The 12535-nt window shown below is 68.1% G+C and carries 12 protein-coding genes; 6 read left to right on the top strand and 6 right to left on the bottom strand.

Annotated elements, in window-relative coordinates:
- Positions 1 to 124 precede the first annotated feature (124 nt).
- Together Q5716_RS09435 and Q5716_RS09440 are read left to right on the top strand one after the other, a co-directional pair.
- Positions 125 to 2182 (top strand): nuclease-related domain-containing DEAD/DEAH box helicase, encoded by a 2058-nt coding sequence (locus Q5716_RS09435; protein ID WP_305002820.1) that lies wholly within the window; start codon positions 125 to 127, stop codon positions 2180 to 2182.
- Between the two features lie 118 nt (positions 2183 to 2300).
- Positions 2301 to 3077 (top strand): 6-phosphogluconolactonase, encoded by a 777-nt coding sequence (locus tag Q5716_RS09440; protein WP_305002821.1) that lies wholly within the window; start codon positions 2301 to 2303, stop codon positions 3075 to 3077.
- On the opposite strand, the gene Q5716_RS09445 is transcribed toward Q5716_RS09440, so the two are convergent.
- Positions 3074 to 3637, bottom strand: a complete 564-nt coding sequence (locus tag Q5716_RS09445) for a hypothetical protein (protein WP_305002822.1) — start codon at positions 3635 to 3637, stop codon at positions 3074 to 3076. The genes Q5716_RS09440 and Q5716_RS09445 overlap by 4 nt on opposite strands.
- 244 nt (positions 3638 to 3881) lie before the next feature.
- On the opposite strand from Q5716_RS09445, the gene Q5716_RS09450 reads away from it, so the two are divergent.
- Both Q5716_RS09450 and Q5716_RS09455 read left to right on the top strand, forming a co-directional pair.
- Positions 3882 to 4241 carry a YciI family protein gene (locus Q5716_RS09450; RefSeq protein WP_305002823.1) on the top strand — a complete coding sequence of 120 codons (360 nt, stop codon included), beginning with the start codon at positions 3882 to 3884 and terminating at the stop codon, positions 4239 to 4241.
- Positions 4242 to 4286: 45 nt separating this feature from the next.
- Positions 4287 to 5414 carry an AI-2E family transporter gene (locus Q5716_RS09455; RefSeq protein ID WP_305002824.1) on the top strand — a complete coding sequence of 376 codons (1128 nt, stop codon included), beginning with the start codon at positions 4287 to 4289 and terminating at the stop codon, positions 5412 to 5414.
- A gap of 45 nt (positions 5415 to 5459) precedes the next feature.
- On the opposite strand, the gene gatB is transcribed toward Q5716_RS09455, so the two are convergent.
- Positions 5460 to 6983, bottom strand: a complete 1524-nt coding sequence (gatB, locus tag Q5716_RS09460) for an Asp-tRNA(Asn)/Glu-tRNA(Gln) amidotransferase subunit GatB (protein ID WP_305002825.1) — start codon at positions 6981 to 6983, stop codon at positions 5460 to 5462.
- 135 nt (positions 6984 to 7118) lie between these two features.
- Between gatB and Q5716_RS09465 the strand changes: the two genes are divergently transcribed.
- On the top strand, positions 7119 to 8513 hold the full coding sequence (locus Q5716_RS09465; RefSeq protein ID WP_305002826.1) for an HNH endonuclease signature motif containing protein: 1395 nt from the start codon (positions 7119 to 7121) through the stop codon (positions 8511 to 8513).
- A gap of 3 nt (positions 8514 to 8516) precedes the next feature.
- Here the strand turns inward: Q5716_RS09465 and Q5716_RS09470 are convergent, their stop codons facing one another.
- Entirely contained in the window at positions 8517 to 9521 is a 1005-nt protein-coding gene (locus tag Q5716_RS09470; RefSeq protein ID WP_305002827.1) for an EamA family transporter, read from the bottom strand.
- Between the two features lie 70 nt (positions 9522 to 9591).
- On the opposite strand from Q5716_RS09470, the gene Q5716_RS09475 reads away from it, so the two are divergent.
- A complete protein-coding gene (locus Q5716_RS09475; protein ID WP_305002828.1) occupies positions 9592 to 10143 on the top strand; it encodes a CGNR zinc finger domain-containing protein in 552 nt (183 codons plus the stop codon).
- A gap of 30 nt (positions 10144 to 10173) precedes the next feature.
- On the opposite strand, the gene gatA is transcribed toward Q5716_RS09475, so the two are convergent.
- Genes gatA through Q5716_RS09490 form a run of 3 tightly spaced genes read right to left on the bottom strand, consistent with a single transcriptional unit; the run spans position 10174 to position 12515 of the window.
- On the bottom strand, positions 10174 to 11670 hold the full coding sequence (gene gatA / locus Q5716_RS09480; protein WP_305002829.1) for an Asp-tRNA(Asn)/Glu-tRNA(Gln) amidotransferase subunit GatA: 1497 nt from the start codon (positions 11668 to 11670) through the stop codon (positions 10174 to 10176).
- The gene (gene gatC / locus Q5716_RS09485) at positions 11667 to 11966 is read right to left on the bottom strand and encodes an Asp-tRNA(Asn)/Glu-tRNA(Gln) amidotransferase subunit GatC (protein WP_305002830.1); all 300 of its coding nucleotides are present in this window, start codon (positions 11964 to 11966) and stop codon (positions 11667 to 11669) included. Before gatC ends, gatA begins: the two co-directional genes overlap by 4 nt.
- Before the next feature lie 39 nt (positions 11967 to 12005).
- Complete coding sequence (locus Q5716_RS09490; protein ID WP_305002831.1) at positions 12006 to 12515, bottom strand: hypothetical protein; 510 nt, start codon at positions 12513 to 12515, stop codon at positions 12006 to 12008.
- Between the last annotated feature and the right edge of the window lie 20 nt (positions 12516 to 12535).

Below are 12535 nucleotides of genomic sequence, written 5' to 3' on the forward strand. Positions count from 1 at the left end.
CAGTGCAACCTGCTGCGACCACTGCCGACTTTTACCGCATGACCCCCAAACACGTCCTAGCACTGAGCCGCGCTCACATGCAGACTGAGTTTCACGTCGATGGCCGGATCGACTGGGGGGATTCATGTCAGCTGCCGGGTACTCGGCGAGCGTCGAGTCGGAGCGTCAAGCCGCGCTCGCGGCTGAGCACCGCCGCGCCGCCGAAGAAGCGGAACAAGCATCCGCCCGCTACCGCATCGCGGCGACGACCGAGGCGAGCGTCGCCCGCCGGCTCGTTCCCCTCAGCGCCGTGGGTCACCACCTCCTCCCCGACCGCGCCTGGCCCGGCACGCGCAGCGGCGCCCAGGTCGACCTCATCGTCGTCGGACCGGGCGGCGTCTTCATCGTCGACACGAAGGCGTGGAAGGAGGTCACCATCGCGGGGGGCCACATCTTCCGCGGCCAGGCCGACGTCACCGACGACCTCGACAACCTCGCGGACCTCGCCTACGGCACCGAGCACGTGATGGCCGAGGTCGGCCTTGCTCCGGGCGAGGTCCACGCGGTCGCCGTCCTCGCCGGCCAGCGCGGCATCAAGGAGATGGTCGGCACCGTGGATGTGGTGGGCGAGCACGACATCCTGCGCTACATCACCGGGCGCGGCACTCGGCTCACCGGGTCGCAGGTGGATGCTGTGCTCGGCGCGGCGCTGCGCCACTTCCCGGTGCTCGGAGCACCTGCGCCCGTCGTGGCGGCAGTGCCCGAGCCAGTGCTCGCGGAGCAGAGCATCCAGCCCGACCTCATCAGCGAAGAGGAGGTGCGCGAGGCGCTCCTCGAGGGGATGCTCGCCGCCCCCATCGAGGAGTGGATGTCGTTCCTCCACCCCGACCAGGCCAAGGTCGTGCGTCGCAGCTTCTCCGGGCCGTCCCGCATCCGCGGCGCCGCCGGAACCGGCAAGACCGTGGTCGGGCTCCACCGCGCCGCTTACCTCGCGCGCCAGACCACCGGCCGCGTGCTCGTCACCACCTTCGTGAAGTCCCTGCCCGCCGTGCAGGAGACACTCATGCGACGGATGGCCCCCGCCGTCGTCGACCGCATCGACTTCGTCAACGCGCACGCGTTCGCCTTCCGCCTGCTGCGCGAGCGCGGCATCCCGTGCCGGGTCGACGTCAAGGCAGCCAACGCAGCCTTCGACGCGGCCTGGCGCACTGCCCCCGAGCTGCGCGCGATCGACCCCAATGAGCAGTACTGGCGCGACGAGATCCACCACGTGATCAAGGGCCGTGCCATTACCCGGTTCGAGGCCTACGCAGACCTCGCTCGCCAAGGGCGCCGGCGCATCCTGCGCATCGAGCAGCGGCGAACCGTCTGGCAGCTGTACGTCGACTACGAGCAGCGACTGCGGGATGCCCGCATCCACGACTTCTCGGACGTGATCTCGATGGCCGCCGCATCCCTCCGCGCCGACCCGCTCGACACCTACCGCTCCGTCATCGTCGACGAAGCGCAGGACCTCTCGTGCGAAACCGTGCGGATGCTTCACAGTCTCGTCGGCGACCGCGACGACGGCCTCACCCTCATCGGCGACGGGCGCCAGACCATCTACCCCGGCGGCTTCACCCTCGCCGAGGCCGGCATCTCCCTCACCGGTCGCGGCGTCGTCATGACCACCAACTACCGCAACACCGCCGAGATCGTCGACTTCGCCTCCCACATGGTCGACGACCTCGAGCTCAACGACCTTGAGGGACGACTGGATGCTGCGGCCTCCGTCATCCGCCACGGCGAACCGCCGCGCATCCACCGAGCCGCCTCCCGCGCCGACCACGACGCGGCGCTCGTCGCGCACCTCAAGCACGTCACGTCATTCGTCGGAACCGGACTGGGTGATGTGGCCGTGCTCGGACTCGACCATCAGGCCGTCGCACACGCCAAGCGCGCGCTCGATGCTGCGGGCATCCCCCACATCGACCTCGACGAGTACCGCGGCGAGCCCGGCGCTGCCGTCAAGGTTGGCACCGTCAAGCGGGGTAAGGGGCTGGAGTTCAAGCAGGTCGCGGTGGTCGGGGTTCCGCGCGCGACTCTCGCGGATGCGGTGCCCGACGACGCGGGTGCGCTCGAGCGGCACGAGTTCGCGCGCCGGGAGCTGTACGTGGGGATGACGCGGGCGCGCGACGGGCTGTGGGTGGGAGTGCTGCCGTAGTCGGAACATGAGGCGCTCACTGCTCGCCGGAGCAGAGCACTATCCTGACAGGTGCCTCCCGAATACCTTTCACATAACCCCAGATGTCCAACACCACCTGACACCCAAGTAATTCACCATGACAGAAGTTCGCAAACACGAATCCGTGAGTCGACTCGCGAGCAGCGTAGCGCTGCGCATTGCCGACTCGATGGCGAGGAGCGACGATCCTCACTACGTCCTCGCTGTACCGTCCGGGCGGTCGGCAATCCCTGTGATGTCGGCGTTTGTCAATGAAGTCAGAGAGAGAAGGCTCGATCTAAGGCGTCTGGTCCTGGTCGCACTCGACTCCTACGTTGAGGTCACGCCTTCTGGACCACGGAACATTCCGATCGAATCCCCCCAAAGTGCGCACCGGTTCTTGACGGAACATGGCCTGGACCCCCTCAATGCAGTCTCAGATTGCTCGTTGCGCATGTCGGCGGCTAATGTCCTGGTCCCGGATGCATCTCGGCCAGAAGAGATGGAGAGAAAGCTCCGCGAGAAAGGAGGCGTTCATTTTGCGATTCTGGCTTCTGGAGCTTCAGACGGTCATGTCGGCTTCAATGGCCCCGGAAGCAGCGAACATTCCCGGACCAGAATCGTGGAACTCGGTCCGCTAACCCGCTCGGACAACCTCGTCACTTACCCAACCTTCGGCGACCTCGAAAATGTGCCGCGATTTGGGGTGACACTGGGAATCGCGAACCTCGCAGAGAGTAGAGAAGCCACGCTGGTGCTTCACGGACGCGACAAAGCGCTTGCCTACCGCAGAACTCTTGCGAGGGCTGGCTACAGTCCCGACTGGCCCAGTTCGGTAGTCCATCTGGTCAACGCCTCCGCAATCGACGTCGATTTCGAAGCAAGTCGCGGCTAACGAGCCGGCTTAACCAGAAAGCGCTCGACGTGCGCGTCGCTCAAGTAGGCGTCATAGGTAAATGCGAGATGGGGATAGCTAGGAAAGCCGATTTCGGTGGGGAAGGCGCCAGCAAGGGATTCGTGTTGCCAAGTGGATCCCAGCAGTTGGGCCACCCGGCGGCTCGGAAGCAGGAACTGCGGGCCTCGGTGGGCAATCTCGCTCACCCCGTAGGGAGCTGCTTGGTAGATCACCTTGAAGAAGACATCTCCATACAGTCGGAGGAACAGCTTCCGATCTACTTGTCCACCCTCAATCAGAGTGCTCACGAGGTCGAAATGAGCCATGAGACCGTCAACAGCGTCCCGATCCTTGCGGGACCAATTCGCAAAGTTTTCCCGACGAAGACCGTAAAGCCGACGCCTTTGAGCCCTGGCTTCAGGCGTGTTCAGGATTTCAGCAATCTGAAGGAGGGCGGCCCCGAGCTCTGCTCTCGACTGATTCCTGCTTAGGGTGAGCGCGCCGGCCGCGGAGATGCTGGCCGCTATTGCGGACCCCAGAGCCGCCAGGATCGAGACCACGGTGATAGTCCCAGTATCAACGACTATCACCCAGTCACCACCTCAGGGAGCCAAGAGTCCCGGCGAGGCTGGTCGTCCACGACCACGACCCTGGGTCCTTGATTCCGCACCGAGAGTGATTCTTCGCGCGTCACCACAATTTGGACGCTAGAAGCCATGCGGGCCAGTTTACCGAGAACATGTGGTCCAGATGTATACGCTGTTCACATACCGCGCCCCGCGCCCACCACCGAAAGGCCCCCTCATGCGATTCACCCTCCTCATGAGCTATTCCGAGGCGGGTGGCGCCGCCCTCAGCCCCGAAGAGATGGAGGCGGGCCGCGTCGAGATGGATCGCTACGGCGCCGCCCTCCACGACGCGGGAGTCCTCGTCGCCGGTGAGGTCCTCTACCCCGCGGCGGCCGCCGTCACCGTGCGAGGCGGCGAGGTCGTCGAGACGGCGCCGGATGACTCGGCCGAGCAACTCAGCGGAGTCTTCGTAATCGACGTCCCCGATCGCGACGCAGCCATCGACTGGGCGAAGCGCTGCCCGGCCGCCCAGTGGGGAACGATGACCGTCCGCCAAGGCGCGGTCTCACTCGTCGAGGGAGCCTGGCGCACCTGAACGGGGGCGCGCCCCGGCGCCACCGCCCCCGATAGAGTCCTCTCGATGAGACCGACACCCCTACTCCGCGCCAGTGGCGCACTGCGCCGCGACGCGGGCACCGCCGCCGGCCGGACACCGGCCCGCCGCATCCAGTTCAATGCCCTCACGGTCGGGCTACTCGGCACCCTCGGCGTCGGCATCGGGCTCGCGATCATCGGAGCCGTCACCCAGCTCGCCACGGTCCTCGTGTACATCGGGGTGGCGTACTTCATCTCCCTCGCACTGGAGCCGATCATCCGATGGACCACCGGCCGGGGCATCCCGCGCTGGGTCGCCTCGCTGGGAATCGTGCTCGCCGGACTGATCGCTGGCTTCCTGGTCGCGCTCGCCGTCGTCCCCGTGATCGTGCGGCAGGTGACGAAGCTGATCGAGGATGCCCCGGCGTTCGCCGCCAGCCTCCCCGAACAGCCGTGGGTGCAGTGGCTCACCTCCACCGTCGGCTCCTACATCGATGTCGACTACCTCACGAGCCAGCTCACCACCTTCCTTAGCGACCCGCAGCGCTGGCTGTCGATCGGCGGCGGACTACTGTCGATCGGCTCGGGCCTGGGCGAGGCGGTCACCGCGGTCATCGTCGTCACGGTGCTGTCGCTGTACTTCACGGTGACGCTGCCGGTGGTGATGGAGAAGGTCTACCAGGCGGTGCCGCGATCGCGCCGCGACGGCTTCCGGTCGGTCACCGACGAGATCCTCCAGTCCGTCGGCAAGTACGTCGCCGGCCAGCTGCTCCTCGCCCTCATCAACGCCCTCGTCACCTTCGTGATCGCCACCGCCGTCGGCGCTCCCGTGCCGATCGTGCTCGCGCTCGTCGCGTTCGTCTGCGCGCTCATCCCCGTCGTCGGCCCGGTGATCGGCACGACTATCGTCGTGCTGTCGACCCTCTTCGTCTCGCCGATCGGCGCCCTCATCGCCGGAGTGCTGCTGCTCATCTACATGCAGATCGAGGCGTACGTGCTCAGCCCGCGGGTGATGTCCAAGGCGGTCGCCGTGCCGGGAGCGCTCGTGATCGTCGCCGCGATCGGCGGAGCATCGCTCGGCGGAATCCTCGGGGCGCTCGTCGCCATCCCCGTGGTGGCGGCGGGCATCCTCATCTTCGAGCGAGTGATCCGGCCGCGGCAGGAGGCGCGGTAGGGCGGGATTCCCGGCTCGCCTTAGGCGCCGGATGCCCGGCTCGAGTTACTCCGCCGACCCGGCGCGCTCGAGCACCAGCTCGCGCACGCGCGCCGCATCCGCCTGGCCCTTCATCGCCTTCATGACCGCGCCGATGACAGCACCGGCCGCCTGCACCTTGCCGTCGCGGATCTTCTCGAGCACGTCGGGCTGAGCCGCCAGAGCGTCGTCGATCGCAGCGATGAGGGCCGAGTCATCCGACACGACCTTCAATCCGCGGGAGTCGACCACCTCCGTCGGCGAGCCCTCCCCCGCGATGACGCCCTCGATCACCTGGCGCGCCAAGCGGTCGGTGAGGGTGCCGTTCTCGACGAGGGCGACGACCTCCGAGACGTGCAGCGGGGAGATGAGCGTGGATGCCTCGACCCCGCGGTCGTTCGCGATGCGGGTGAGCTCACCCGTCCACCACTTGCGTGCCTGAGCGGGAGCGGCGCCGGCCGCGACGGTCTGCTCGACCTCGGTGAGGAGGCCGCCGTTGACGACGTCCTGGAACTCGAGGTCCGTGAACCCCCACGCCTCCTTGAGACGGCGGCGACGGATCGCGGGCGCCTCGGGCAGGGTCGCGCGCAGCTCCTCGATGAGCTCGGCCGACGGCTCGACGGGCAGGAGATCGGGCTCCGGGAAGTAGCGGTAGTCGTCCGCGTCGCTCTTCGGACGGCCGGCCGACGTCACGCCGGTGTCCTCGTGCCAGTGGCGGGTCTCCTGGATGATCGTGCCGCCCTTCTCGAGGATGGCCGCCTGCCGCTGGATCTCGTAGCGGATGGCCCGCTCCACCGACCGCAGCGAGTTCACGTTCTTCGTCTCGGTGCGAGTACCGAGCTGGTCGGTGCCGCGGCGCTTGAGCGACACGTTCGCGTCGCAGCGGAGGTTGCCGCGCTCCATGCGCGCCTCCGAGATGCCGAGCGCGACGACGATGTCCCGGATGGCGGCGACGTACGCCTTGCCGACCTCCGGAGCATCCGACTCCGCACCGACGATCATCTTCGTGACGATCTCGACGAGCGGCACGCCCGCGCGGTTGTAGTCGACAAGCGAGTATTCGGCACCCTGGATGCGACCTGTCGCGCCGCCGACGTGGGTGAGCTTGCCGGCATCCTCCTCCATGTGCGCCCGCTCGATGGGAACCTGGATGACTCGGCCGCTCGCCAGCTCGATCTCCACCTCGCCCTCGAACGCGATGGGCTCGTCGTACTGGCTGATCTGGTAGTTCTTGGCGAGGTCGGGATAGAAGTAGTTCTTGCGCGCGAAACGGCTCGACGGGGCGATGCTGCAGCCGAGCGCGAGACCGAGGCGGATGGAGGAGCGCACCGCCTCCTCGTTGACGACCGGGAGGCTGCCCGGCAGACCGAGGTCGACCGGGGTGATCATCGTGTTGGGCTGCTCGCTGTGGCTGCCGCCCGCGGCCGCCGGGTTCGGGGCGTCGGAGAACATCTTGGTCTGGGTGTTCAACTCGACGTGCACCTCGAAGCCGAGCACCGGCTCGAAGAGTTCGAGGGCCTTGTCGTAGTCCATCAGATCAGCTTTAGCCACCAGACGATTCTAGTTGCGAGGCGTCGGGGGCTCGTGCCGGGTGGTCTTCTCCTCCCCCGTGAGCGGCGTCGCGAGTTGTCCACGGATTCCCGGCGGACTATCGAATCTATGTTCGACTCCTGATACAGTGTTTATATGCCTCAATCCAGCCCGTACTCCGCTCTCGCGGACCTGTCGGTGGCGTTCGTGCCGCCGTCGGTGTCCGCGCTGACGGACGCGGAGTTGCTGGCCGACAAGCAGCTTCTCGCGGACATCCGACGGCGACTGGATGCTGCGGATGCTTCGATCGCCGCGGAGATCGCCCACCGCTCTCGCCCCGAGCTCGGGCACTCCGGCCTCGCTCAGCGCATGGGCTCGCGCACGCCCGAGAAGCTCATCCAGCACCTCACCGGAGTGTCGGCGAAGGATGCCCGCACCCAGGTCTCCGTCGGGTCGATGCTCGTCGATCTCGCGCCCGAGCGGCCGTCGAGTGACATCACGGCACCGTGGTTGCGGGATGTCGCGGCCGCCGTCGCCATGGGCACCCTCACGCTCGCCGCGGCCGACGTGATCCGCACCGGCCTCGGGTCTCCCACGGGCGACGTGACCGTGGCGGCTCTCGCGGACGCCGCCCGCTCGCTCATCGCCCTCGCCGACGAGATCACGGTGGAGAAGCTCGCGATCCGAGCGCGGGAGGTCCGCGCGGCGATCGACGACGCCTTTGGGCTCGAGCACGAGAAGGCGGTGCACGAGCGGCGCTACTTGCGCATCAACCGCCGAGCCGACGGGTCCCTCCGCGTCGACTGGGGCCTCGACCTCGCCGCTTCGGCCGAGTTCGAGGCGCAGTACAACGCGGTCACGAATGCCCGCCTTGGCGGACCGCGCTTCGTCGACCCGGATGCTGCTGCCGCTGCCGACGCGGTGTCCCGCGACCCTCGCACCCTCGAGCAGTTCGCGCACGACATGTTCCTGGAGCTCCTGCGCCTCGGCGCCCTCGCGGACACCGCGACCTTCGTGGGCGCTCGGCGACCGGCGGCGCAGATCGTCGTCACGCTCGCGGATCTCGAGAGCGGCACCGGCGCCGCGTTCTTCGAGGGTCAGGGCGAGCCCGTCAGTGTCGCCACCGCCCAGCGCACCATCTGCGAGGCCGGCGGGGTTCCCATCCTCTTCGGAGACAGCGGCGAGGTGCTCAACCTGGGTCGAGAGTTCCGACTGTTCTCTCGAGGGCAACGCGTCACGCTCGCTGCCCGGGACGGCGGATGCGTCTGGCCGGGCTGCGATCGACCACCGAGCTGGTGCGAAGCCCACCACATCAACGAATGGGCACGGGATCACGGCAAGACCGACGTGGCCGACGGAGTACTGCTCTGCCGACACCATCACATGCTGTTGCACAACAACGGGTGGCGGATCGTCCGGGAGGACTGCACCTACTTGCTGATCCCGCCCGCCGAGGTCGACTCGCAGCGGGTCCCGATTGAGTTGAACAGCACCAGCCCCGCCGTCCGGCGTGCCCGCGAGCGTCAGCGCAGCGTGCTCGTCAGCGCGTGAACGTCAGCGCGTGAACGTCGGATCGGGTCGAGACCGGGCCGCGGTGGCGGGCACGTCCGGAGCCGAATCATCCACCGCGCCGGGCTCGAGCGGAGCATCCGTCTGCTTGTCCGAGCGCACGAGTGCGATGCCGGCGAGGATCGCCGCACCGCCCACGAGCTGGAGCACGGTGAGCGCCTCCCCCAGCAATATCCACGCGAACACCGACGCGAACACCACCTCGAGCAGTCCGACGAACGACATGAGTCGCGATCCGAGCATCTCCGACGCGGCGATGCTCGACACGTACGCGAACGCCGTGCCGATGATCCCGACGAACACCAGCGGCACCCACCACGGCACCTCGAGCGAGAACATCACGACCGAGTCGGTGTCCGCCTCCAGCGGGACCAGCCCGGTGAGCCCGACGAGACCGAGCGACAGCGAACCGAGCAGCAGCCCGACCGCCGCTAACGCCACCGGCGGCAGCCCCCGACTCGGCCGCGCCGCAATCACGTAGTACCCCGCGCAGCCGACCGCCGCGAGCGCGGCGAAGAACAAGCCCAGCCCATCGACGGCCCCGAGCGCACCCGGACCGATGACCAGCGCGAGGCCCCCGACAGCCACGAGCGAGCCCAGCAGCACCACGAGTCGCGGCGCACGCCGAGTGGTGGCCCACACGAACCCCACCAGGAGCAACGGCGCCAGGTATTCGATGAGCAGCGCCGTGCTCACCGGAATCCGCTGCAACGACGCGAAGTAAACGAGCTGCGTGCCCGCCACCCCGACAAGCCCCATCCCGAGGATGCGCCAGCGCGCGGTCCACACCGTGCCCCACCGACCGCGCAACGCCACCACCGCGAACGGGATGAGCACCACACCGGCCACACCCGCCCGCACGGTGACCGCCGCCGCGGGGCTCCAGCCCGACTCGAGCAGCGGTTTCAGGAACGCCCCCGACGTCGCGAACGTCAGCGACGCGAGAACCCCGAACACGAGACCGCGGGTCTGCGAGAACTGCCCACTCATTTCTACCGCCTGTCAGGGTCGAAGCCGCTTATAGTCCTGACAGTAGACTTGTGCCGAATAAGGAGTCAAATTGCATTTTGCCCCTGACACCGAGGACACGCTCGAGTTCGTCGTCGCGCTCGGCAACACCCACCCGACCGCGTCCCGATCCGGCACCGACGAGATCGCCACCCCCGCCCAGCTCACCGCGCTGCTCGACGAGCACACCTACTCCGGTCGCTTCGATCGCGACGAGCGCGAACTCGCCGACGTGCAGCAGACCCGCGACCGGCTGCGCCACATCTGGAGCCTCGACCGGGATGACGCGGCGCTCGAGATCAACGCCATGCTCCGCGACGCCAACGCCCTGCCCTACCTCGTGCGGCACGACCACTTCGACTGGCACCTGCACGCGACCGACGCCGACGCACCCCTCGCGGAACGCATCCGGGTCGAGGCCGCCCTCGCCCTCGCCGACGTCATCCGCTCCGACGAGACTGGCCGCATGCGCGTCTGCGACGCCGACGACTGCACCGGTCTGCTGCTCGACCTGTCCCGCAACGGATCGAAACGCTTCTGCAGCGTGCGCTGCGGCAACCGCATGAACCAGCTCGCGTTCCGCGAACGCGCCGCCGCTAACTGACCCACCGCACCTCGCGGTGAACGCCTCGCGCTACAGCTTCGGCGCCTGGGCGAGCAACGGCCCGCCCCAGCTCTCCTCGAGGAGCCGCTCGAGAGTCGCTCCGACACCGTAGAGCCGAGCATCCTCGCGAGCCGGCGCCATGATCTGGAAGCCGACCGGCAAGCCGTCTTCGGGCGCGAGCCCGATCGGCAGGCTCATACCCGGAACACCCGCGAGGTTCGCGGGAATCGTCGTGACGTCGTTGAGGTACATCGCCAACGGGTCCGCGAGCTTCGCACCGAACTCGAACGCGGTCGTCGGCGCCGACGGGGACACCAACACGTCTGCCTGCTCGAAGGCTGCCGAGAAGTCGCGCTGGATGAGCGTCCGCACCTTCTGCGCACTGCCGTAGTAGGCGTCGTAGTACCCGGCCGAGAGGGCGTACGTGCCGAGGATGATGCGGCGCTTCACCTCCGGTCCGAAACCCGCCTCGCGAGTCGCCGCCATCACGTCCTCGACCGTGCCCTGCACCGCCGCGCGCATCCCGAACCGCACCGAGTCGAACTTCGCCAGGTTGCTGGATGCCTCGGCCGGCAGGATCACGTAGTACGCAGCCACCGCGTACTCGAAGTGCGGGGCACTGACCTCCACGATCTCAGCACCGTTCGCGGTGAGCAGTTCGAGCGCCTCGTGGAAGCGCTGCGAGACACCGGCCTGGAAGCCCGGACTGTCGAGCTCCTTCACAACCCCCACTCGCAGACCCTTGAGCGAGTCGGCGCGCGCTCCGGCACGAGCGGCCTCGGCGAACGACGGCCACTGATCGGTGAGCGAAGTCGAGTCGCGGGGGTCGTGTCCGCCGATGACGTCGTGCAGGAGTGCGGCATCCAGAACCGACCGCGAGACCGGCCCGACCTGGTCGAGCGACGACGCCAGGGCGATCGCACCATAGCGCGACACCCCGCCGTAAGTCGGCTTGACCCCGACCGACCCGGTGACGGCCGCCGGCTGACGGATCGAGCCACCGGTGTCCGAACCGAGGGCGAGCGGTGCCTCGAACGCCGCGACCGCGGCAGCAGAACCGCCGCCGGAGCCACCGGGGATGCGCCCGAAGTCCCACGGGTTCCGAGTCGGACCGTACGCCGAGTGCTCGGTCGACGAGCCCATCGCGAACTCGTCCATGTTGGTCTTGCCGAGCGCGACGAGCCCCGCCGCCTTCATGCGTGCGACCGGAGTCGCGTCGTACGGCGGGATCCACCCCTCGAGAATCTTCGAGCCGGCCGTCGACGGCATTCCGACAGTGCACAGTACGTCTTTGATGGCGACGGGGACGCCCGCGAGCTCCCCGAGCTTCTCACCGGATGCCCGGCGCGCGTCGATCGCGGCGGCCTCCTCGAGTGCCGAACCCGACACGTGCAGGTACGCGTGCACATCCCCGTCGACCGCGGCGATGCGGTCCAGGTGCGCCTGAGTGGCCTCGACGGACGTCACCTCGCCCGAAGCGAGCTTCGCCGCCAGGTCGGCAGCGGACAGGGTGACGAGCTCGCTCACTGCTCCTCCCCCAGGATCGCGCTCACGATGAAACGGCTGCCGTCGTGCTCGGGCGCTCCGGCGAGCGCCTCCTCGGTGGTCAGAGTAACGCCGGGCACATCGTCGCGGAACACGTTGCTCAGCGGGATGGGGTGGCTGGTGGCGGGGACATCCGGAGTCGCGACCTCGCTCACCTTCGCGACGTTGTCGACGATCGCGCCGAGCTCGCCCGTCAGGGTCTGGATCTCGTCGGGGGTCAGGGCGATGCGCGCGAGCTGCGCGAGGTGCGTGACGACGTCGGGAGTTATTTCAGACACCGGACAAGTCTACGGGCGGCGGACACCCGCCCGACGCGATCACTCCGGTCGGCACTCGCTCTCGCCTTGCAGCGTCATCGCCTCCTCCGTCACCCGGAACACGAGCAGCTCGCCGACACTGCTGCGACCTTGCAGTTCGATGACCTCACCCACCAGCGTCTGGGTGACACGGTAGCCCCACTCGGTCCACGTGTCCCGAACGGAGTTTGCGGCAGCCTGCCTGTCGTCCGGCGCCGACCCGAGCCGAAGCCCCGGGTAGTGCTCCCCCTCCACCCAGAGCGGGATGAGGCATCCCCGCGCTGTGGGGTCGTCGCGGTTGTCCCACAGACCGCCGAGCACCGTCTCGGTGCGGTCGAGCGAGTCGTAGAGCTCGGTGCGCGCCTCCTCGGCGGTCAGTCCGCTTCCGGGCACGACGACGCACCCGCTCAGTGCGGCGAGTACGAGGCCGGCTGCGGCGCCAACCCCGATCGTGACCGCGGATCCTCTCAGAACAGGTCCCTTCGTTCCCCCGATCTGCGCGAGCCTAACATCGCCCCTGGAGCGAGTCATGTCCACTTGTCGGGGGACAG

This window comes from Antiquaquibacter soli (assembly GCF_030580675.1).
Classification (GTDB): domain Bacteria; phylum Actinomycetota; class Actinomycetes; order Actinomycetales; family Microbacteriaceae; genus Rhodoglobus; species Rhodoglobus soli.